Raw genomic sequence first — 23,207 nt, forward strand, 5'->3', positions numbered from 1 at the left:
ATGATCCGTCGGGTTCACTTAGCAGCTGCTTCCTGGATCGCTGCCCAGATGCGCGCCGGCGTTGCCGGCATGTCGATATGCCTGATGCCGTAGGAGCGATAGAGCGCATCCGTCACCGCGTTGAGCGCGGCAGGCGTCGCTCCGATCGTGCCTGCCTCGCCGGCGCCCTTGATGCCGAGCGCATTGGTGGTCGAGGGCACGTTGCGGGTCTCGAAATGGAAGAACGGCAAATCGTCGGCGCGCGGCATAGCATAGTCCATGAAGCTCGCCGTCAACAGCTGCCCGTCCTCGTCATAGACCGTGTTCTCGGTCAGCGCCTGGCCGATGCCCTGGACGACGCCGCCATGCACCTGGCCGGCCAGCAGGATCGGGTTCACGGTGACGCCGAAATCGTCGACGATCGTATAGCGAACAATCTCCGTCGTGCCGGTGTCGGGATCGATCTCGACCTCGCAGATGTGGGTGCCGTTCGGATAGGTGCATTCGTCCTGCACGAACTCGCCAAAGCCTTTGAGATCGTCCGGGTTCTTGGCGGCCTTGGCGATGCTCGAAAAATCGATGGTGCGGTCGGTGCCGACGATTCGGGCGACGCCGTTGGACAATTCGATGTCGCCGGCCGAGGCTTCCAGCTCATCCGCGGCGATACGCTTGATCTTGTTGGCCAGATCCTCGCCGGCGCGAGAAGCTGAGACACCGCCAAGCGGAATCGAGCGCGAGCCGCCGGTACCGCCGCCGGCCTTCAGCTCGTCGGTGTCGCCCTGGCGGACATGGATCTTGTCGATGTCTAGATGAAGTTTTTCCGAGAGGAACTGCGCATAGGCGGTCGCGTGTCCCTGCCCGTTGGTCTGGGTGCCGATCTTCAGCGTCACCGTGCCATCGCCGTTCAATTCGACAAAGGCCGGCTCAGAGCCCGGAAAGGCACAGGCCTCGATATAGGTGGCCATACCGATGCCGCGGATCTTTCCTTCAGCCTTCGACTGCGCCAGCCGCTCCGGGAACGCCTGCCATTCCGCCTCCTCGATGGCGCGGTTCATATGGCCTTCGAATTCGCCGGTGTCGTAGAGACGGCCGGTCTGCGTGCGGTAAGGGAACTGCTCAGGCTTGACGAAATTGCGCCGGCGGATCTCTTCGACGGGCAAGCCCAGATCGTGGGCGCAGGCGTCGACGAGCTTTTCCAGCAGGAATGCCGCTTCCGGACGGCCGGCGCCCCGATAGGCGTCGACCGGGCAGGTATTGGTGTAGAGGCCGGTCACCGATACATCGAGCGCCTGGATGTCGTAGACGCCGGTCGACATGGTGACACCGACATAGGGGATGAACGGGCCGTATTGTGAGACATAGGCGCCGATATTGGCGAGAAGATCGACCTTCATGCCGAGGAAGCGGCCGTCCTTGTCCATGGCCATCTCGGCAGTCACGACATTGTCGCGGCCTTGCGCATCGGTGAGGAAATGCTCGGTGCGGTCGCCGGCCCATTTCACCGGGCGGCCAAGGCGCCTGGCGGCCTCGAGCACCAGCGGATGCTCGCGATAGACGAAGGTTTTCGGTCCGAATCCGCCGCCGACATCCGGCGTGATGACGCGCAGCTGGTTCTTCTTGATCTTGAACACGTCGGCCAGGATGTACTGCATGGAATGCACGCCCTGCGAGCCCGTGGTCAGCACGAAGCGGTTCTCATCAGCCTTCCACTCGCCGATCGCCGAGCGCGGCTCCATGTAGTTGCAGACCAGCCGGTTGTTGATGAATTCGATGCGGGTGACATGCGCCGCCCCGGCGAATGCCGCCGCGGTCTTCGCCTTATCGCCGATGTGATAGCTGAAGGCGCGGTTGGAGCCGAGTTCCGGCCAGACCAGCGGCGTGCCTTCGTCAAGCGCCGTGGCGGTGCCGGACGCGGCATCCTCGCCATCGTAAGCGACTTCGATCAATTCGGCCGCGTCCTGCGCCAGGGTGCGGCTGTCGGCGACGACGAAGGCAACAGCGTCGCCGACATAATTGACCCGGTCGCGGCAAAGGACCGGAATGTCGCGGGTCGGCGCCTTGGTGCCGTCCGGCTGCCTCTGCATGACGCCGGATTTCAGCTTGCCGAGATGAGCAATATCCGCCCCAGTCAGCACCAGATGGACGCCAGGTGCTGCCTTCGCCGCCTCGGTCGATCCGACGGTGAAGCTTGCCTTGGCCACCGGCGAGCGCAGGACGTAGCCGTGCAGGAGGCCGGCCGGCTGGATGTCGTCCGTGTAGCGACCGAGACCCTTGATGAAGGCCTGATCCTCGCGACGCAGCACAGAGGCGCCCATGCCGAATTTCGGTGTGACGACGGTCATGGATACCTCGCGATGATGATTGGAAAACGAGTGCCTGAAATAGGCGCTGCGCCAGTTTTGTCGAGTGACGGTTTCGTGTAAAGAGCGCGGGCTTCAAATTTCTTGGACCAGCGGACTCACATGCCGCTGCGGGAATCGACAGGAAACCTCACGGAATGCGCACGGACACCGGCCAGGTCTTCAAGCTCGAAGACTATCGCCCCACCGACTATCTCATTCCGGAAACCGGCCTGACTTTCCGCCTGTCACCAGCAGCCACGCGTGTCATCGCCGTACTGACGGTCGAACGCCGCGACGGCATAGCGGCGTCAGTGCCGCTGGTGCTGGACGGCGATGGGCTGACGCTCAGCCGCATCGCAATCGACGGCCAGACACTCGCGCCGGCCGATTTTTTTGCCACGCCCGATCAGCTGACGATCACCACGCCGCCCGCAGCACCCCGCTTCCAGCTCCTGATCGAAACCGAGTTGGCGCCGGCGCACAACGAAGCCCTGATGGGTCTCTATCGCTCCAGCAACGTCTATTGCACGCAATGCGAGGCCGAGGGCTTTCGGCGCATCACCTATTTTCTCGATCGCCCCGATATCCTGTCCGTCTATACGGTGCGCGTCGAGGCGCGGCACCACGAGGCGCCACTGCTTCTTTCCAACGGCAACCCGGCGGGCAGCGGCGAACTTGCCGACGGCTGGCACTATGCGGTCTGGCACGACCCCTTCCCCAAGCCGTCCTATCTGTTCGCCCTGGTGGCGGGCGCTCTCGGCAAGGTCGCTGACAGCTTCGTCACATTGTCCGGCCGCAAGGTCGAACTCGGCATCTATGTCGAGCCGGGCAAGGAGCGGCTCGCCGGCTACGCCATGGACGCCCTGAAACGGTCGATGAAATGGGACGAGGAGGCGTTCGGCCGCGAATACGACCTCGACGTCTTCAACATCGTCGCCGTGTCCGACTTCAACATGGGCGCGATGGAGAACAAGGGCCTCAACATCTTCAACGACAAATATGTGCTGGCCGATCAGGAGACCGCAACGGACGCCGATTTCGCCAATATCGAGGCGATCATCGCGCATGAGTATTTCCACAATTGGACTGGCAACAGAATCACTTGCCGCGACTGGTTCCAGCTTTGCCTGAAGGAAGGGCTGACGGTTTTCCGCGATCACGAATTCTCCGCCGACCAACGCTCGCGAGCGGTGAAACGCATTGCCGAAGTGCGCACGCTGCGGGCGCATCAGTTTCCCGAAGACCAGGGACCGCTGGCGCATCCGGTGCGGCCGCGCCGCTACCGCGAGATCAACAATTTCTACACGGCGACAGTCTACGAAAAGGGCTCGGAAGTGGTGCGCATGATCCGCACCATTCTCGGCAGCGAGACGTTCCGGGCCGGCATGGATCTCTATTTCGAGCGCCACGACGGCGAGGCTGCGACGATCGAGGACTTCATCAAGGTGTTCGAGGATGTGTCCGGCCGCGACCTCTCGCAATTTTCGCTCTGGTACCATCAGGCGGGCACGCCCAATCTGACGATCAGTTCGACGCACAATCCGGCAGCCCAGGAATTCACGCTCGAGATCGAGCAGTCGGTACCGCCAACGCCGTCCGAAAGCCGCAAGCGGCTGATGCATATTCCGCTGGCCTTCAGCCTGGTCGGCACCGACGGCAAAGCGATAGCCTATAGCGGCGTCGAGGGCGCCAGCGTCGAGGACGGCGTCATCCATATCCGCAAGCGCCGGCACATGGTGCGCTTCACGGGCGTCGCCGAGCGCCCAGCGATGTCGCTCAATCGCGGCTTCTCGGCGCCGGTGACGCTTTCCGTCGAACAGAAGGCCGACGATCAGTTCTTCCTTGCCGGCCATGACAACGATACCTTCTCGCGCTGGCAGGCGTTCAACACGCTTTTGACCGACGCGCTGATATCAGCCTTCCGCCAGGTCCTTGACGGCAGGCAGCCCGGTTTCGCATCACGGTTGACCGGGCTTGCCGGCAAAATAGCCGACGACGAGACACTCGAACCGGCCTATCGGGCGCTGGCTCTGGCGCTTCCGAGCGAAGCCGATATCGCCCGTGACATCGGCAAGAACATCGACCCCGATGCCATTTTCTCGGCCCGCGAGGCGCTGACGGCCGCGATCGCCGAGGCGAACCGCGAGATATTCTCCGACCTCTACGATCGACTGGCCAACAACGACGCTTTCAGTCCGGATGCGGCGAGCGCCGGGCGCCGGGCGCTGCGCAACACCTTGCTCGACTATCTCTCGCTGCTGCCGGGAGGTGCGGCGCTTGCGGCCCGGCATTTCCAGTCCGCGACCAACATGACGGACCGTGCCGCCGCACTGACCGTGCTTGCGCTCCGCCACCGCGGTTCGCCCGAGACGGTCAAGGCACTGGCCGACTTCGAAGCGAAATATGCGACCGACCCGCTGGTGATGGACAAATGGTTCCAGATCCAGGCCAGCGTGCCGGGCCCGCAAACCATTTTTGCGGTGCGCGCCCTCACCGGCCACCCGGCCTTCTCGATGGCCAATCCGAACCGGGTGCGCTCGCTCGTCGGCACGTTTTCCAGCGCCAACCAGACCGGCTTCCATCGCGCCGACGGCGAAGGCTACCGGTTTTTCGTCGAAACGGTCCTGCAGGTCGAAAAGCGCAACCCGCAGCTGGCCGCCAGACTGGCGACGGCACTCAGATCATGGCGCTCGCTCGAACCTGCCCGGCAGGCCAAGGCAAGGGAAGCGCTGCTTTCGATTGCCAAAACCGAGAACCTGTCGGCCGATTTGCGGGACATCGTCGAGCGGACGCTGGCGTAGGCGTCCCTTCCTTCTCCCCTTTGTTTGGACTGGGGACATCGCGCTTCTGTCCTTGAACGGCATCCCGAACCCCTCGCGCACAATGCGCAAAACTGTTCGCGATGTCCTCGCACACCTGTTCGCGATGTCCCCAGTCCAAAACACCCTTGTGGGAGAAGGTGGATTGGCGCGTAGCGCCAAGACGGTTGAGGGGTGTTGGACGGAGTGCCGTCGTTGCCAAGCTGGAACACCCTAATCCGGCCTAGCGCTGCCACGCGCCATTATCGGGCAGGAAAGCCATTATTTTAGTCGATTTTTAATCTTTTTTCGCTGCGCCTATGGACAAGCCGAATCACCTTTGATTCTTTAGCTTAAGATTCGGAAGTGCGGCGTCGCCGGATCGTCAAGCAGATTTAAAATCGGGGAGAGCCATTTATGGCGAAGGCGGACGCGTGGGGCGCGCCCGGAGGGACGGGTTTTGAGCAGCGTGAGGCGAGAAGCGACGGTCTCGCCGGCAACGCGCGGCTCATCGCCGAACCCGCCTACCGACGGCTTCTGGCAGCCGAGCCATTGTTGCGCCGATCGATACCGGCCCTCATCATCATTTTCCTGGTCGTCATCGCGGCGCTGCGGTTCCTGTCGCTGATGAACGAACGTGACGACGTGGAACGCGACGCCAAGGCGATCCTTTCGCTCGCGGCGGGCCAACTGGCCAGTTCGATTAGCGTCGATGCGAACTTGGCCTCAACGCCTGGCGCGACGCAGGACCTGTTGGAGGGCATCAGCCGTCAGGGCGCGATGGGCCGAAGCCACGTGCTTGCGGTCACCGACAGCGCGTTCAAGATCGTTGCCGTGACACCGCAATCGACGGGCTGGGAAGGGCGGTCGCTCGACGCCATCGCCCAGGGCGGTCAGCCGCTGTTCATGTTCGGCGACCGCGCCGGGGTGATGGAGGTCAGAATCGGCGGCCAGGACTGGTATGCGGCGGTGAGCCTGACAAACGGCAGGAACGGTGCTGCCGCAGCGCTCGTTCCGCAGGAAGCGGTCTTCGACACGTGGCGCAAGACCGTTTCGCTCAACGTCACGCTGTTCGTGCTGACAGCCGGCGTGCTGATCATCATCCTCTACGCCTATTTCGGCCAGGCGGCGCGCGCCCAGGCCGCCGACCGCATTTATCTCGAAGCGCACCAGCGCATCGACATGGCGCTGGTGCGCGGCCGCTGCGGCCTGTGGGACTGGGACATGGTGCGCGGCAAGATGTACTGGTCGCGCTCGATGTACGACATGCTGGGCTATGAGCCCTGCGACACAATGCTGTCATTCGGCGAGGTCGACGAGATCATCCATCCCGAGGACGGCGACCTGTTCCAGCTCGCCAACAGGATCGTCGCACGCGAGATCGATCACATCGACCAGGTGTTCCGGATGCGCCATGCCGACGGACAATGGGTGTGGATGCGCGCAAGGGCGCAGGTGATCGACCCGGAAGCGCCGGAGATCCAGCTGATCGGCATCGCCGTTGACGTCACCGAGCAGCGGCACCTGGCGCTGCGCTCCGAGGCCGCGGATCTTCGCCTGCGAACGGCCATCGAAAACATCAACGAATCCTTCGTGCTCTGGGATTCCGCCCAGCGCCTGATCATGTGCAATTCCAAATACCAGCAGGACAACGGCCTGTCGGACCGCGACGTGATGCCGGGCGCCTCGCGCGCCGTTCTGGAAGATCGCATGCTTGCCTTCGCCTCGGAGCGCCGGCTTGCCAACACCAACGGGCAGCAGGGCGGCGTGACTTTCGAGCGGCAGCTTGCCGATGGCCGCTGGCTGCAGGTGAACGAATTGCGGACCAGGGACGGCGGCACCGTTTCGGTCGGCTCGGACATCACCCAGATCAAGCTGCACCAGGAGAAGCTGGTCGACAGCGAACGCCGGCTGATGGCGACGATCCACGATCTCAGCCTTGCCCGCCGGGCTGAGGAAGAGCGGTCGCGCGAACTGGTCGAGCTCAATCACAAATACATGAAGGAAACCGAGCGCGCCGAGGCCGCGAACCGGGCCAAATCCGAGTTCCTGGCCAACATGTCGCATGAATTGCGCACGCCGCTCAACGCGATCATCGGCTTCTCGGAGCTGATGGAACAGGCGCTGTTCGGGCCCTTGGGTTCGCCGCGCTACGAGGAATACGCTACCGACATCAACGGCAGCGGCAAATATCTTCTGGGCGTCATCAACGACATCCTCGACATGTCGAAGATCGAGGCCGGCCAGTTCTCGATGGATCAGGAGGAAATCGACCTCTGCCCGCTGATGCGGGAAACGGTGCGCGTCATCTCGCTGCAGGCAGCGGAAAAGTCGATCACCGTCGAAACACGCATCCCCGATTCGCTGACGCTGTTCGCCGACCGCCGGGCGATCAAGCAGATCATCATCAACCTCCTGTCGAACGCGGTGAAATTCACCGGCCAGGGCGGCCGCATCGCGGTAAGGGCCCGCAACACATCCAGCGCTCTGGTCCTGACGATCGAAGACAATGGCTGCGGCATCCCGAAGGAGGCGCTGAGCAAGCTCGGACGGCCGTTCGAACAGGTGCAGAACCAGTTTTCCAAGAGCCATGCCGGTTCCGGCCTTGGCCTTGCCATCTCACGTTCGTTGGCCGAGCTTCAGGGCGGCGCTTTGAAAATCCGCTCAACCGAAGGCACCGGCACGATCGTGTCGGTGCGCATTCCGACCAGGAAGCCGACGCAGCCGGTCAGGGCCGCCGCCTGACCCTATGTTGTCGTGAAGCGGTTGGAACTTTCGGAAAACGCCGGAGGGACAGCGCCCCCCGATGCTATTCGAAACAGCCGTTTGGCGTTGCGACGTCATGGTCGTTTCGCACGAAGCAAAAGGTCGAAATCCTTTCTAACCTTTTGCGACGTCTCTTTGAGGTGCGCTTCCAGCACACCGAAATCCGGCAGGTCGGTGACCGCCAGAAGCAGATCCGAAAGCCCGGGCGGAACGTCGTCCCGTTCGAATACGCCGGTGAGGCAGAGCCGCGTCATCTGGGTCAGCGCCAGATAAAGCGCATAAGCATCGCAAAGCTCCTGCCTGACCTGGGCCTCGGCGAAATCCGGCGCCAGCCTCGACAGGACTTCCGCTGTCCCGGTGACCCGGCGGCCGGCTTCGATCTTTCCCGTGATCACCGCCACCTGCGCGATGAATTCGAGATCGATGAGACCGCCCGGGATCAGCTTGATGTCCCAGAGATCGCGCGGCGGCTTCTCCTTCTCGATCATCGCGCGCATCTCGGCCGCCTCGGCCATCACCTTGGCGCTGTCGCGCGGCAGGGCGAGCACCGCCGCCACCTCGGCCTCGACCTCGGTGCATAGCGCTTGATCGCCACCGATCGCGCGGGCCCTGGACAGCGCCATATGCTCCCATGTCCAGGCGTCCTTGCGCTGGTACTTCTTAAAAGCATCGACATGGGTGGCAACCGGCCCCTTGTTGCCGGACGGCCGCAAGCGAAGGTCGAGCTCGTAGAGAACGCCCTCGGCGGTCGGCGCGGACACGGCTGATATCAGCCGCTGCGTCATCCTGGAGTAATAGTGGGATGGGGCGAGCGGCTTGTCGCCGTCGGATTCCTCGGCATCCGCATCGTGATCATAGAGGAGGATGAGGTCGACGTCGGAGCCGGCCGTCAGTTCGCGGCTGCCGAGCTTGCCCATGCCGAGCAGCGCAACGGTGCCGCCGGCGATGCGACCGTGACGCAGCGCGAACTCGGCGATGACCGCCCGCAGCGCCGCGTCGATGGTCAGATCGGCCAGATCGGAAAAGGCACGGCCGGCGCGGGCCGGATCAATCGAGCCGGCAAGCAGCCTGACACCGATCAGGAATTTTTGCTCGGACGCAAAGATACGCAAACGGTCGAGCACGTCCTCATAGGCCCTGTCGCCCTCGAGGAAGGCGGCGAGACGGCCGGACAGATAGGCGCGGTCCGGCAGCTCGGTCAAAAGGGCCGGATCCAACAAGCCATCGAACACGTGCGGCCGGCGCGTGATGATAGCGGCCAGCCGTGGGGCCGCGCCCATGATCGTCGCCAGCAGCTTCAGCAGAGCCGGATTGGACTGGAGCAGCGAGAAGAGCTGGATGCCGGCGGGCAGGCCGGCAAGGAATTCGTCGAAGCGTATCAACGCCTCGTCCGCCCGGCGCGTCTGACCGAAGGATTGCAGCAGCGCCGGCGTCAGTTCGGTCAACCGCTCGCGCGCCTCGGCCGACTGGGTGACGCGATAGCGGCCGAAATGCCAGCCGCGGATGACGCGGCAGATGTCGCTCGCCCGCTGGAACCCCAATCTCTGCAGGGTCTGCAACGTATCGGGGTCATCGACATCGCCGGTAAAGACCAGATTGCCGATGCCCGCCGAAAGCTCGGGCGCAGTTTCGAAGAGTGCTGCGTAGTGGCGTTCGACCTGGTGGAGTGCGGCGCGGAACGCCTCGGCAAAGGCCGCCGCATCGGCAAAGCCCAGAATGCGGGCAATGCGTTCGAGCTCTTCGTCATCTTCCGGCAGTACATGGATCTGCTCGTCGGCGACCATCTGGACGGCATGCTCGACGCGGCGCAGGAACCAGTATTCCCGGGCGAGCGCGTCGCGCGCATCGGCTGTGATCCAGCCGCGTGCCGCAAGCTGGCCAAGCATCGGCACGGTCTCGCGGCCGCGCAGCTCGGGGAAGCGGCCGCCGGCGATGAGCTGCTGGGTCTGGACGAAAAATTCGATCTCGCGGATGCCGCCGCGGCCGAGCTTGACGTTGTGGCCCTTCACCGCGATCTCGCCAAGACCCTTGTGGGCGTGGATCTGGCGCTTGATCGAATGGACGTCGGCGATCGCCGCATAGTCCATGTATTTGCGCCAGATGTAGGGCTGGAGGTCCTTCAGGAACGCAGCACCGGCATCAAGATCGCCGGCCACCGGACGCGCCTTGATCATGGCGGCGCGCTCCCAGTTCTGCCCGCGCGCCTCGTAGTAGCGCAGTGCCGCCTCGACCGGGATCGCCAGCGGCGTCGAACCGGGGTCGGGACGAAGCCGGAGATCGGTGCGGAAAACATAGCCGTGCTCGGTGCGATCCTGGAGAATGCGGACCAGCCGGCGCGTCAGGCGCGACAACAGCTCCGTCGCATCGAGCGGGTCGACGACGGCAGGCGCCTGCGGGTCGAAGAAAACGACGAGGTCGATGTCGGAAGAGAAGTTCAGCTCATGCGCGCCAAGCTTGCCCATGCCGAGCAGGATCCAGCCCGACCGGCGCGCCGGATTCTCGAGGTCCGGCAGTTTGAGCTTGCCCTGTCCGTGCGCGTCGCGAAGCAGGAAGTCGACGGCAGCGCGGGTGCAGGCGTCGGCAAGATCGCTCAGCCGCCGTACTGTGATTGCAGTTTCAGCCTCGCCTGCAAGGTCGGCCAGCGCGATCAGAACATGCGCTTGCGCTTTCCATTGCCGCAGCGCCATCATCAGGCTGTTTTCAGAGATGGCTTCCGCCCGCGCGGCCTCGTCGATCGCGGCGCCGATCGACGCCAGCCGGGCCTCGACCGTCTCACCGAAAAGCGCGTCCAGGATCTGCGGGCGGCGGCGTACTGTGTCGCGGAGAAACGGCGACAGGTCGAACACTGCGGCGAGGAAATCCTGGACGGCGCCCTTGCCGGTGAGAAATTTCGCGAGCCGGGGGAGCCCGTCTTCCTGCGCAGCGGAAGCGATTTCCGACAATTCCCGCCTGGCGCGGTTCCGATCCAGGGGGACGAGCTTTGCCGCCGGCTTCAGAAGCCAGTTGGTCTGTTCCGCAGCCGCCCTCACCGCCATCAGCGATCCTCCCGTTCGGGAAAACTCATGACGACGGACAATCCGGGATCGGCGGGCAGAAGATCAAGCCGTCCGTTGTGGAATGTCATGATTGCCTTGGCAAGGCTGAGGCCCAGACCGGAGCCCGGTTGCGAGCGGCTCTTCTCCAGGCGCACGAAACGCTCGGTCGCCCTGGCGCGATCGGCATCGTCGGGAATGCCCTGGCCGTTGTCTGTGACGGAAAGCCTGATTTCCCTGCCAACGCGATCGAGCGCCACGCGGACGGTCGGCTTGGTGGTCGAATCGGTCGAATATTTTATCGCGTTGTCGACGATGTTCGATAGCGCCTGGCCGATCAGCTCGCGATTGCCTTCGACGGCGAAGCCATCCTGCACCGAGGTCTCGAGTGTCACTCCCGCCTCCTCCGCCACCGGCTCGTAGAGCTCGACGACATCGTGCACGGACGCAGCAAGATCGACCCGGCTGGTGCTTTCGGAGGAATAGCCCGCCTCCAGCCTGGAGATCATCAGGATGGCGTTGAAGGTCTTTATCAGCTGGTCAGACTCGGCGATCGTCCCTTCCAGCGCCTGGCGGTAGTCGGTAGCGCTGTGCTTGCCGGAAAGCGTCGCTTCGGCACGGTTGCGCAACCTGGTCAGCGGTGTCTTCAGATCGTGGGCGATGTTGTCGGAGACCTGCTTCAGCCCTTCATTCAGCGTGGCGATCCTGGCCAGCATGGAATTGAGATTTTCGGAGAGCCGATCGAACTCGTCGCCGGCGCCGGTGACCGGTAGCCGGCCGGAGAGGTCACCGCCCATGATGCGGCGGCTGGCCTCCGACACCGAGTCGATGCGCTTCAGCGCCGCGCGGCCGACGAAGAACCAGATCAGGAGCCCGCCGAGCGCCATCATGCCGAGCGCCAGCATCAAAGCGCGGCGGATGATGGCGCGGAACCGCTCCGGCTCGCCAAGATCGCGGCCGACGAGCATGATCATCTGGTTCGGCAGGCGCAGCACCAAGGCAATGGCGTTGTGGCCCTTCTCGCCTTCGACCTGGACTTCGCTCTGGCTGGATTCGTTCGGGTCGGCGACCGGGTTGCGTTGCCGCTCGAGCTCGCCCTCGCCGAAGCGCCGGTAGGAAAACGGCTCCGTCGTCCAGCCCTCGGCCTCGAGAACGCCAGGCTCCAGGCTCTGCACGTTTCCGGTTAGGATCTGGCCGTTGGTGTCGGCGATCAAATAGAGATTGGCGCCAGGCTGGCGGGAGCGCTGCTCGACCACGCGGACCAGCAGCGGCAAGCCGCCGCGCTGGTAGGCCCGGGCGAGGCCAAGCACCTCGTCGTTGATCGTGTCCTGGGTCTGACCGGTCAGCATGCGCGCCGACAGCGAGGTCATGTAGAAGACGAGCAGCACCGCGCAGATGGCGAACAGCAGGAGATAGAGCGCCGAAAGCCGCGCTGCCGTCGTCTTCATGATGGCCGGCATGGAAAGAGCCATGCTACCCGCTCTTGAGCATATAGCCGGCGCCACGAACGGTGTGCAGGATCGGCTTGTCGAAGCCCTTCTCGATCTTGCCGCGCAGCCGCGAGACGTGAACGTCGATGACGTTGGTCTGCGGATCGAAATGATAGTCCCAGACATTTTCCAGCAGCATGGTGCGCGTCACCACCTGGCCGGCATGGCGCATCAGATATTCCAGCAGGCGGAACTCGCGCGGCTGCAGCGTGATCTCGCGTGCCGCGCGCCGCACCGAATGAGAGAGCCTGTCGAGTTCGAGATCGCCGACCCGGTAGACGGTTTCGGCTTCCCTGGCGCTGGCGCGGCGGTTCAGCACCTCGACCCGGGCCAGAAGCTCGGAAAAGGCATAGGGCTTGGTCAGATAGTCGTCGCCGCCGGCGCGCAAGCCAGTGACCCGGTCGTCGACTTCGCCGAGCGCCGACAGGATCAGCACCGGCGTTGTATTGCCTCTGGATCTCAGACCGGCGATGACCGACAGGCCGTCGCGGCGCGGCAACATGCGGTCGACCACCATCACGTCATAGTCGCCGGAGTCAGCGAGCGCGAAGCCGGTTTCGCCGTCGCCGGCGACATGGGCAGTGTGTCCGGCCTCGGTAAAGGCTTTCTGCAGGTAATCGGCCGCTTCGCGATCGTCTTCTATAACGAGAATCTTCATGGGACCGTTATACGCGATTTCGCTGGAAGATTGAGTGGCCGGCATATGCATCGTGGCCTCACCAGGGCGTATCGCGAACAAAGTGATTCAAGAATACGCAGTAAGTCTTTGTTTTGGAATGTCGTTGCTTCGGAGCCGCCGGCACCCTCGGATCAAGCCCGAGGCAGGCTTTTGGGCGACATGCAGCGGCAGCGGGCGATGGGAGCCCGCTGCCGCTGGGGCGGAACACGATGACTGACTAACGTATTCAAGCCCCGTACTTTCCCGTGCGGCGGCTCGGGGTGTTTGAAACCGCCGCACCGGAAAAGTCTGGAATGTCAGCCCTTGGCGACAGGCAGCGCGACGAAGCGGTTGCTGTCGTCGCGGGTGATCTGCATCAGCACCGCCTTGCGGCCCGACTTCACCGCGTCGGCCATGGCCTTGGCAATATCGTCGGTGCCGTTGACCTCCGTCGAATTGACCGAGGTGATGACGTCGCCGGGCTGGATGCCGCGATCGGCGGCATCGCTGTCGGGATCGACATCGGTCACCACAAGCCCTTTGCCATCGTCGGACCTGGTGACGGTGAGGCCGAGATCGGCCAGCGTATCGGCCTTTGGCGGAGCGGAAGGCTGCTGGTCGGCCGAAGCCTGCTTATCGCTCGAAGGCAGCGTGCCGAGATCGACCTTAACGGTCTCACTCTTGCCGTCACGCCACAGCGTGACGTCGACCGGCTTGCCGGGTTGGTAGGCGCCGATCAGACGGGCGAGTTCCTTCGGCGAAGTGACGTCCTTGCCGTCCACCTGAGTGATGACGTCACCGGCTGATATGCCGGCCTTCTTGCCGGGACCATCGTCCTGGGCGCTGGAAACGAGCGCACCCTTATCGGACTTCAGCCCGAGCGATTCGGCGATTTCGGAGGTGACCGGCTGGATCTCGACGCCAAGCCAGCCGCGCTGGACGGTGCCGTCCTTCATCAGATCCTGCACGACTGCCTTTGCCGTCGAGGCAGGAATGTCGAAGGCGATGCCGACGCTGCCGCCGGACGGCGAGAAGATCGCGGTGTTGATGCCGACGACCTGGCCGTTGAGGTTGAAGGTCGGGCCGCCTGAATTGCCGCGGTTCACCGAGGCGTCGATCTGAATGAAGTCGTCATAAGGACCGGCGCCGATATCGCGGCCTCGGGCCGAGACGATGCCGGCGGTGACCGTGCCGCCGAGGCCGAACGGATTGCCGACGGCCACGACCCAGTCGCCGACGCGAACCTTGGAATCATCGGCGAAGTCGACATAGGTGAACTTGCCGTCGCCTTCGACCTTGAGCACTGCGAGATCGGTGCGCGGATCTGTGCCGACCAGCTTGGCGTCGAGTTCCTTGCCGTTATGCATCACCACCGTGAAGGACGAGCCGTCTCCGACGACATGGTTGTTGGTGACGAGGTAGCCATCCTCGGAGATGAAGAAACCGGACCCCTGGGCGACCGGCCGCGGCTGGCGGTCACGGCGTTCGAAACGTCGCATTCCATCCCGGCCATCCTGATCGCCAAAGCCACGGAACTCCCTGAAGAAGCGGCGCAATTGCGGATCATCGGGAAGATTGCCGAAGGCGTCGGGCAGGTCGGAGCCGTCGTCGGCCGTCGATTCTATCTTGGCTTTGACGCGGACACTGACAACCGCCGGCGAAACGCGCTCGACCACGTCGGCGAAGCTCGGGACCTGCGGTGCCTCGACACGCACGGCTTCGGCCAGGACCGGTACTGTCCCGGTGGCAACCGCGCCGAAGCCGATCGCGCCGGCAATGGCCACTGAAGCGGCGGCAGCCATCAGGCGTGTGCGGGTGCGGGGATATGAATTGGGGGCAATATTCATGGGTCTCGTATCCTCTTTCAAGGGATGCGCTTCGGTCGGCATCCTCGGGCAAGAGAAATAGGGGTGCGCACATTACGGCGCCATTTCCGGTGCATGAAACTTTTGTAATGTTTGCGGGCGGTCGCCGCCTTCAGTCCCGGTGCAAAATAGTATCCAGCTCCGCCTGTTCCTCGGCGGTCAACGCATTGGTTGCCGTCGAACGGCGCGACCGGGCGGTCAGCACGATGAAAATCCCGCCGGCAAGGAGCAGAAGGACCGGCGTGCCCCAGAGCAATGCATTGCGCAGGCTGAAGCGCGGCTTCAACAGCACGAACTCGCCGTAGCGGGAAACGATGTAGTCTATCACCTGCTGGTCGGTGTCGCCGGCGACCAGGCGCTGCCGCACCAGCACGCGCAGATCGCGGGCAAGATCGGCATCGGATTCGTCGATCGACTGGTTCTGACAAACCATGCAGCGCAGCTGCTCCGAAAGCGTCCGCGCCCGCGCCTCGAGCGCCGGGTCGGCCAGAACCTCGTCGGGCTTCACCGCAAGTGCGGCGCCGGCAAACAACAGCGTCAGCAGCAGGATCAGCGATGCCAGCGAAAATCTTGCGGTCATGGCAGGCTCGCGGAGGGCACAGCGCCCGTCGACTTGCGGCGACGGGACGGTGCCCCGACGCGCAGGCGCCGGTCCATGAGCGACATCGCAGCACCTGCCATCATGACAAGGCCGCCACCCCAGATCAGCGTCACCAGCGGCTTCCACCACAGCCGCACCACAACGGAGCCGTCGGTTCCCTCGTCGCCAAGCGAGAGGTAGAGCTGGCTGAACCCAATCGTCTTGATACCGGACTCGGTTGTCGTCATCTGTCGGATCGGATAGGAGCGCTTGGCCGAGGTGATTACGGCGGTAGTGCTTCCATCAGCGCCGAGCAGGGCGAAGCGGCCGCGATCCTCGCTGTAATTAGGCCCCTGAGCCGGATAGAGCCCTTCGAAACGCAACGTGTGGCCGGACAGTTGCACGGTCTCGCCAGCATGCATCGACAAGATCTTCTCGGTGCCGAAGCAAAGTGTGCCGACGATGCCCAGCGTCGTCAGCCCGAGGCCGAGATGGGCAAGCGCGGTGCCGAAGACCGAACGCGGCAAGCCGGCGAAGCGCCTGAGCATGACGCCGGGCGCGACAGTGCCAAAGCCGGATTTGACGGCAATATCGGTGAGCGCGCCGCAGATCAGCCAGAAGGCCAGGCCGACGCCAAGTGCTGCAAACACCGACGCGCCGTCGATGAACAAGGCCGTCACCAGCACGGCCAAAAGCGCTGCGGCGAAGGCCGCCATCAGCCGCTGGGCGACGGCGAAAATGTCGCCGCGCTTCCAGGCCAGCAGCGGTCCGAACGGGACCACGGCCAGAAGCGGCACCATCAGCGGGCCGAATGTCAGGTTGAAGAATGGCGCGCCGACCGAAATCTTGTCGGCAGAAACGGCCTCGACGGCCAGCGGATACAGCGTGCCGATCAGCACGGTGGCGGTGGCCGTGGTCAGGAACAGATTGTTGAGGACCAGCGCCCCCTCGCGCGAGATCGGATGAAACAGGCCGCCGGCCGTCAACCTGGAGGCGCGAAAGGCGAACAACGCCAGTGATCCGCCGATGAACAGTGTCAGGATACAGAGAATGAACACGCCGCGCGTCGGATCGGTGGCGAAGGCGTGGACGGAAGTGAGCACGCCGGAGCGCACCAGGAAGGTGCCGAGCAGCGATAGCGAGAAGGTCAGGATCGCCAACAACAGCGTCCAGATCTTCAAGGCCGAGCGCTTTTCCATGACGATCGCCGAATGGAGCAGCGCGGTGCCGGCCAGCCAAGGCATGAAGGAGGCGTTCTCGACCGGATCCCAGAACCAGAAACCGCCCCAGCCAAGTTCGTAATAGGCCCAGTAGGAACCCATGGCGATGCCACCGGTCAGGAACATCCAGGCGACGAGCGTCCATGGCCGCACCCAGCGCGCCCAGGACGCGTCGATGCGGCCTTCGATGAGGGCGGCGACCGAGAAGGAAAAGCAGATCGAAAAGCCGACATAGCCGAGGTAGAGCAGCGGCGGATGGATGGCGAGGCCAAGATCCTGCAGGATCGGGTTGAGATCGCGGCCCTCGATCGGCGCCGGATTGAGCCTGGCGAACGGGTTGGACGTCGCCAGGATGAACAGGAAAAAGGTGGCGCCGATCGCGCCTTGCACGGCCAGCACATTGGCTCGAAGGGCCGCGGGAAGATTGCTGCCGAAAGCAGCGACGAGCGCGCCGAAAAAGGTCAGGATCAGCACCCAGAGCAGCATCGAGCCCTCGTGATTGCCCCAGGTGCCGGTGATCTTGTAGATCAGCGGCTGCAGCGAATGCGAGTTGTCCCAGACGTTAGCCACCGAAAAATCGGACGTTGCATAGGCTATCGCCAGCGCCGCGAAGGACAGAGCGGTCAAGGCAAAGCCGGTCACCGCGACCGGACTGCCGACGGCCATCATCTTCTGGTTGTTCATGCGCGCGCCGAACATCGGCACCAGCGTCTGCACCAAAGACAGCGCGAATGCCAGGACCAGCGCGAAATGTCCGGTTTCAACCATTGTGGCCAAGCCCGCCAGGTTTTTGTTTTGCCGCAGGATCTTGCCGCAAAACCGAGGGACACTCTTGCGGAACCTGCTTAGTCACTCTTGCTCTCCTGCCACACGCCCTTGGATTTGAGGCTCTCGGCCACCTCCTTGGGCATGTAGTTCTCGTCGTGTTTGGCCAGCACGCTGTCGGCGACGAAGACGCCGTCCGGGCGAAACGTGCCTTCAGTGATGACGCCCTGCTCCTCGCGGAAAAGGTCGGGAAGAATGCCGATGTAGGTGACCTTGACCTGCTTCTGGTTGTCGGTCACCGAAAAGGCGACGGTGGCCCCCTGACCGCGCTCGATCGTACCTTTTTCGACGAGGCCGCCGAGTCTGATACGCTGCCCGGGCTGCAGGCTGGCGTTGGTCAGATCGGCGGGCATGTAGAAGTAGGAGGCCTTCTGGCCGAGCGCGTAGAAGGTCAGACCGGTGGCTGCACCGAGAAAGGCCAACCCTCCGGCGATCACCGACAGTCTTTTCTGCTTGCGCGTCATGTTTTACTCCGTCGCCGTCAGGCCAAGCGAGACGGCAAAGGCGGTGAATTTCTTCGCTTCCTCACTATCGGAGCCAAAAACGGCGATACCGCGATTGAGCGCGTCGCGGGCCTGATCGGCCTTGCCCAGCATGACATAGGAACGAATAAGCTGCATCCATCCTTCCGCATCGCGCGGGTTTTGCCGAAGTCTTTCATCAAGTCCCGCGACCATGGTGTTGATCATCGCTTCCCTGTCCTGCGGCGACATCGACGAGGCGGCATCGATATCCCCGCCGTCCGGGCCTTTTGCAGGCACTCCCGAAGCGACGCTCTGCCTGGCGGATTCGGCCAGTGCCTGCTCGACGGCGGCGCGCCAGGCTGAGTCCCGCGGCAAGGCCGCGAGCATTTTCTGCCAGCCAGCTGTGGCCTCCTCAATGCGGCCTTCCTGCGCCATGCCCATCGCCAGATAAAAGCTGGCCTTCGGATTTGCCGGATCGAGCTTCAGCGCCGCCTCGAAGGCGGCCTGAGCGTCGGCCGAGACAATGCCGCCCGCTGCGCTGGCGATCGCCTCGCCGAGGCCGGCCCGGCGGGCAGCGCTGTCGCCGTCGAGGCGAATGGCGTTGCGGTACGCCGTCACCGCGTCGGAAAACCGCTGCATGCGCAGATAGACCGGCGCCAGAACGTCCCAACCCCTGCCGTCGGACGGATTGGCGGCAAGGTGGGCCTCGGCGCGTGCCACCAGTTCGTCCACCGAACTGTCGGCGGGATTCTTGGCCAGTCGCTCGCTGAGCGGCTGCGACGGCAGCTCGGGCGAGCCGAGCTGGCTGTACAAGCCCCAACTGACCAGCGGAACCGCCAGGACCGCGGCCGTCGCAACCAGCCTGGTCGCCGTCGACGGCTGCCGCGCCGCTGTCTTGTCGGCGGCATTGTCCAGGCGAAGGATGCGGCGGGCGATCTCCGCACGCGCCTCTTCGGCCTCCGCCGGCTGGATCAGGCCACGCGCCACGTCCCGGTCAAGCTCGGACAACTGGTCGCGATAGACTTCAAGGTCATGATCGCTGCTCGCCGAACCACCCTTCGGGCCGCCGGCCAGCGGCAGCAGAACCGCCAGGCTTGCACCCAGCGTGAGAATGGCAGCTATGACCCAGAACAGCATACTTCTTCCAATAACGGCAGAGCCCTGCCCTGCCAACACAGGCGTCCTGCGACGCTTTGACGGCAGATGCGTCGCATGTCCTTGATTGATGTCAACCGGACCTAAAGCGCGTCGCGTTCGACCGGCGTAATGCGACGCGCTTTAGGTTGTTGTTTTCATGCACGTCGTCATCGCAAAACCGCTGCACACTTTTGCGCGACATGCATTATCCGGCCGGTCGTTACGTCAGTGGCGTCCAGCTGCCATCGGCGTTGCGGCAAGCGGTTCCGCGCGCGGTGGCGCCGGCAGCGCCGGTAAAGACCGTATGCGTGTATTGCCGGCAGTCCTGCGAGCCGACACGATAGGGCTGGGCGGGCACGACTTCGCCGTAATGCGCCGACCGATCGCTCTTCCATGTCACCTTCTGGCCACTCGCCGTGTACTCGAGCGCCCTGTATTCCGCTTCCAGCGCCTTGCGCTTTTCCGGATCGCTCAAGCCGGTACCGATCGATCCGCTGACGAGGCCGCCCCCCATGGCGGAAATGATCGTCGTCGCGATCTTGCCGTCACTTGGCGGCGTGGCGGCCGGCTGCGGCGCCACCGTGGGGCCAGGGCTATTGCCCAGCGTCGTGCAGCCGGAAACGGCCAGCAGTGCGGAAACGAGCGCGACGCAAATCTTCATGCCAACAACCGGTTTGAGTTAGAGCTGGGAGCCGCGCCATCGGGGAAGTCGGCGTGGCCATAGTGTCGATGTTTGTCGGAAATTTGGCCGCGGCCGACGGCTCCGGGACCAGTCGACATGCCGCAATATCACGCACCGTCGATCAATGTCGACTGGCCCCAGCAAAAGCATAAGTCTAGTGAAGGCTCCGCAATCGAACCACCGCCTTCAACCCGCCCATGCTCGACCGTTCCAGAGCCAGAACGCCTCCATACTCGTTGATCAGGTCGGCGACAATGGCAAGTCCAAGCCCGGTCCCCGGCTTTGTCTCGTCGAGCCGCCGTCCGCGCTTCAGCGCCTCGCGCGCCTTCTCTTCGGGAATGCCCGGGCCGTCATCTTCGATGCTGATCTCGAACAGATCGACAGCACCCTCCTTGCCGACGCCACTCTTCTTGCCGGAGATTGGCGCCACCGACACGGCGACCGCGCTCTTTGCCCATTTCATGGCGTTGTCGAGCAGATTGCCAAGCAATTCTTCCAAATCCTGGCGTTCGCCGGCAAAGACGATATCGACTGCCGGCAGCGAAAGCGAGAGAGCGGTCTGCGGGTTGAGTTTTTGCAGCACGCGCACCATGCGCTGGACCAGCGGCGCCACCGGCGTGCGGTAGACGACGCTGTCGCGTTGCGCCGCAACGCGGGCGCGCTGCAGATAATGGTCAACCTGCTTCTGCATAGAGGCGGCCTGCTCGGCTATGAGCTGGCCCTTGGCGCCGCCGAGCGCCCGCCCCTCATTGATCAGCACCGCCAGCGGCGTCTTCAGCGAATGGGCGAGGTTGCCGACCTGCGTCCGCGAGCGCTCGACGATACGCTTGTTGTTTTCGATCAGCGCGTTGGTCTCGTTGGCGAGCGGCTCAATCTCGGCCGGGAAGCGACCGTCGAGCCTTTGCGCGGTTCCTTCGCGCACCATGGCGAGAGCGTTCCTGACCCGGCGCAATGGCTGCAGGCCCAACAGGATCGCGATGGCGTTGATGGCGATCATGCCGACGCCGAACAGGGAAAGATAGGTCAGCAGACGACGCTGGAAGGCGCCTATCTCCTGCTCGAGCTCGGTCTTGTTGCCCATGACACGGAAGCGCGCTGCGCGATTTTTCGCGTCGAGAACGAATTCGCTCTCGAACACTTCCAGTTCCTCGCCATTGATGCCTTCTGTCGCATAGCTGCGCTGGAAGCTGGCATTGAAAGGAACCTCGGCGACGCTTGGCGACAGGATCGCCTTGGTCATCGAGGAGGAGTGCAGCTCACCGCGGACGCCTTCCGACGCAGGCTCCACCGACCAGTACCAGCCGGAATTCGGCTCCGAGAACCGAAGATCGCCAAGGTCAGGAGCGCCGGTCAGCGAACCGCCTTCGGACACGCCGACCGAGCCGATCAGGTTGAACAGATGCGCCGACAACAAGCTGTCGAAACCGCGCTCGCTCGCCTGGCGATAGAGTGTCGTGATCAGCGTGAAGATGACAATCAGGGTGAGTATCGCCCAGACCGTGGAAAAGGCGATCACCCGGAACGCCAGCGAACGCGGCCAGAACCGCAGTGAAAGCGGCGTTCTTGCAGTCTGTTTGAGCGGTTCCGCCTTACGCCTCCGGCTCACGCATTCGATAGCCCATGCCGCGAACGGTTTCTATCATGTCGATGCCCATCTTCTTGCGAAGCCGCCCGACAAAGACCTCGATTGTGTTGGAATCGCGGTCGAAATCCTGATCGTAGAGATGCTCGACCAGTTCGGTCCGGGACACGACCTCGCCCATATGGTGCATCAAATAGGCAAGCAGGCGAAATTCGTGCGACGTCAACTTGAGCGGCACGCCGGCGACATCGGCCTTGGAGGCCTTGGTGTCGAGCCGCAGCGGCCCGCATGTCAGTTCGGACGACGCATGGCCGGCCGCGCGCCGGATGAGCGCTCGGACCCTGGCCAGCACCTCTTCGATGTGGAACGGCTTGGTGACATAATCGTCGGCGCCGGCGTCGATGCCGGATACCTTGTCGCTCCAGCGATCGCGCGCCGTCAGAATCAGGACAGGCATCTTGCGGCCGCCGCGCCGCCAGCGCTCGACCACGCTGATGCCGTCCATCTGCGGCAAGCCAATGTCGAGCACCACGGCATCATAGGGTTCGGTGTCGCCGAGGAAATGCCCTTCCTCACCGTCGAAAGCCCGGTCGACGACATAGCCGGCATCGACCAGCGCGTCCGATATCTGCCGGTTGAGATCCTTGTCATCTTCGACAACGAGTACGCGCATGCGGGGATCATACCTGTTGAAGATCTGGCCTGTTGAAGAGCTGCCCTGTTGAGAAGCTGGGCGTCAGATATAGGCCGATTCCGGCGCCTGGGAAACGGCAGGGATCAGTTCAGCGGAACGACGATCTCGGTGCGGCGCGGACGCTGCCCGTCCTTGCCCGGGACCAGCACGACGATGACGCAGACCGGCTGGCCACCGCGCGTCGACTGCGAAGCCTTAGCCAGCGTGCCGCCATTCTGCTCGGCAACCTGCTGACCGATCGCGTAGCAGTCGGAGGCAGCCAGGACGATCGGCCGGTTCTGCTCGGGCACGACGATCGGCAGCGCCGTCGCCTGCGGCGCAAACAGACCGGCAGCGCAGAGCGCTAGTGTCGCGGTTCGGAAATGGGAGCGAAGCGTTTTCATGATCAGCGTCCTAACGCATCGGTGCTGAACGTGAAATGAACGGTGAACGCCTGCAACACATGCCTATCTCACCCCCCTGAAACGCGAGACAACCGACCTTATGATTTTGGCCGCCCAACCCGGCAAATTCATCCAAGCGCCAGTCTAGACTCTGTTGCAGCCAGATTGAAAGCGCGTCAGGCGTTTTCTTCCGTCACGGCGCGAAAGCGCAGCAGCCCGTGATAGGCTGAAAGATCCTCGTCATAACGGGCCTCGGTGAATTCGAGCCTGAGATTGACGCGGTGATGCTCGTCGAGCGCGAGCGCCGTATCCTGAAGCCGCGCGCTGACCATGTCCATCAAATCGAGCATTTCTTTCCTGGCCTCGGACTTCGACCAGAAATGCAGTGTGAAAAGCTGCTCGGCTTCGTTCTCCATGCCGGTTGTCCAGTCGTAGACGCTGGTCCGGCCGTAGGTGACATAGGGAAATGGGACATTTTCCGGGGCATGATCGAACAGTTTTGCGCCGCCCAATGCCGCTGACAGGGAACCATCGCCGTTCAGCGCTTCGAACAAGGCCTTCTGCAGCGCAGCGGCCGGCGCGGTCATCGTCTTCTCCCTCGCCCGTCACGGCTGAACGGGCCTTTGTGCCGTCAGCGACTCCTGCTTGCAGCGTAGCCGCGTTGAAGTTGCTGCGCCAGATCAAGGGATCTCGAGTGGCTAACCCACACC

General features: G+C 63.5%; 16 protein-coding genes. 2 read left to right on the forward strand and 14 right to left on the reverse strand.

Annotation, left to right across the window (positions count from 1 at the left end; all coding sequences use genetic code 11):
• Positions 1-14 precede the first annotated feature (14 nt).
• A complete protein-coding gene (locus CIT26_RS34485; protein ID WP_095496720.1) occupies positions 15-2,321 on the reverse strand; it encodes a xanthine dehydrogenase family protein molybdopterin-binding subunit in 2,307 nt (768 codons plus the stop codon).
• Between the two features lie 155 nt (positions 2,322-2,476).
• Between CIT26_RS34485 and pepN the strand changes: the two genes are divergently transcribed.
• Both pepN and CIT26_RS34495 read left to right on the forward strand, forming a co-directional pair.
• The gene (gene pepN, locus CIT26_RS34490) at positions 2,477-5,122 is read left to right on the forward strand and encodes an aminopeptidase N (protein WP_095496721.1); all 2,646 of its coding nucleotides are present in this window, start codon (positions 2,477-2,479) and stop codon (positions 5,120-5,122) included.
• Between the two features lie 414 nt (positions 5,123-5,536).
• The gene (locus CIT26_RS34495) at positions 5,537-7,864 is read left to right on the forward strand and encodes a PAS domain-containing sensor histidine kinase (RefSeq protein WP_095496722.1); all 2,328 of its coding nucleotides are present in this window, start codon (positions 5,537-5,539) and stop codon (positions 7,862-7,864) included.
• Between the two features lie 95 nt (positions 7,865-7,959).
• On the opposite strand, the gene CIT26_RS34500 is transcribed toward CIT26_RS34495, so the two are convergent.
• From CIT26_RS34500 to CIT26_RS34560, 13 genes are all read right to left on the reverse strand, one after another.
• Positions 7,960-10,920, reverse strand: coding sequence for a bifunctional [glutamine synthetase] adenylyltransferase/[glutamine synthetase]-adenylyl-L-tyrosine phosphorylase (locus CIT26_RS34500; protein ID WP_095496723.1), 2,961 nt, complete (start codon positions 10,918-10,920; stop codon positions 7,960-7,962).
• Complete coding sequence (locus CIT26_RS34505) at positions 10,920-12,389, reverse strand: sensor histidine kinase (protein WP_095496724.1); 1,470 nt, start codon at positions 12,387-12,389, stop codon at positions 10,920-10,922. Before CIT26_RS34505 ends, CIT26_RS34500 begins: the two co-directional genes overlap by 1 nt.
• A 1-nt stretch (position 12,390) precedes the next feature.
• A complete protein-coding gene (locus CIT26_RS34510; protein WP_164547000.1) occupies positions 12,391-13,065 on the reverse strand; it encodes a response regulator transcription factor in 675 nt (224 codons plus the stop codon).
• A 317-nt stretch (positions 13,066-13,382) separates the two neighbouring features.
• On the reverse strand, positions 13,383-14,912 hold the full coding sequence (locus tag CIT26_RS34515; protein WP_095496725.1) for a Do family serine endopeptidase: 1,530 nt from the start codon (positions 14,910-14,912) through the stop codon (positions 13,383-13,385).
• A gap of 130 nt (positions 14,913-15,042) precedes the next feature.
• Positions 15,043-15,510 carry a cytochrome c-type biogenesis protein gene (locus tag CIT26_RS34520; protein ID WP_095496726.1) on the reverse strand — a complete coding sequence of 156 codons (468 nt, stop codon included), beginning with the start codon at positions 15,508-15,510 and terminating at the stop codon, positions 15,043-15,045.
• The gene (locus tag CIT26_RS34525; RefSeq protein WP_095496727.1) at positions 15,507-17,498 is read right to left on the reverse strand and encodes a heme lyase CcmF/NrfE family subunit; all 1,992 of its coding nucleotides are present in this window, start codon (positions 17,496-17,498) and stop codon (positions 15,507-15,509) included. Before CIT26_RS34525 ends, CIT26_RS34520 begins: the two co-directional genes overlap by 4 nt.
• A 77-nt stretch (positions 17,499-17,575) precedes the next feature.
• Positions 17,576-18,019, reverse strand: coding sequence for a cytochrome c maturation protein CcmE (gene ccmE / locus CIT26_RS34530; protein ID WP_095496728.1), 444 nt, complete (start codon positions 18,017-18,019; stop codon positions 17,576-17,578).
• Between the two features lie 3 nt (positions 18,020-18,022).
• A complete protein-coding gene (gene ccmI, locus CIT26_RS34535) occupies positions 18,023-19,156 on the reverse strand; it encodes a c-type cytochrome biogenesis protein CcmI (RefSeq protein ID WP_095496729.1) in 1,134 nt (377 codons plus the stop codon).
• A gap of 220 nt (positions 19,157-19,376) precedes the next feature.
• Positions 19,377-19,817, reverse strand: coding sequence for a hypothetical protein (locus CIT26_RS34540; RefSeq protein ID WP_095496730.1), 441 nt, complete (start codon positions 19,815-19,817; stop codon positions 19,377-19,379).
• Positions 19,818-19,992: 175 nt separating this feature from the next.
• Positions 19,993-21,444: an ATP-binding protein gene (locus CIT26_RS34545; RefSeq protein WP_095496731.1), complete on the reverse strand. Its 1,452-nt coding sequence runs from the start codon at positions 21,442-21,444 to the stop codon at positions 19,993-19,995.
• On the reverse strand, positions 21,428-22,093 hold the full coding sequence (locus tag CIT26_RS34550) for a response regulator transcription factor (protein ID WP_027143933.1): 666 nt from the start codon (positions 22,091-22,093) through the stop codon (positions 21,428-21,430). Before CIT26_RS34550 ends, CIT26_RS34545 begins: the two co-directional genes overlap by 17 nt.
• A 104-nt stretch (positions 22,094-22,197) precedes the next feature.
• Complete coding sequence (locus CIT26_RS34555; protein WP_095496732.1) at positions 22,198-22,497, reverse strand: hypothetical protein; 300 nt, start codon at positions 22,495-22,497, stop codon at positions 22,198-22,200.
• A 176-nt stretch (positions 22,498-22,673) separates the two neighbouring features.
• Positions 22,674-23,084, reverse strand: a complete 411-nt coding sequence (locus CIT26_RS34560) for a DUF3168 domain-containing protein (protein ID WP_095496733.1) — start codon at positions 23,082-23,084, stop codon at positions 22,674-22,676.
• Positions 23,085-23,207 lie beyond the last annotated feature (123 nt).

This window comes from Mesorhizobium temperatum (assembly GCF_002284575.1).
GTDB classification, from domain to species: Bacteria; Pseudomonadota; Alphaproteobacteria; order Rhizobiales; family Rhizobiaceae; genus Mesorhizobium; species Mesorhizobium temperatum.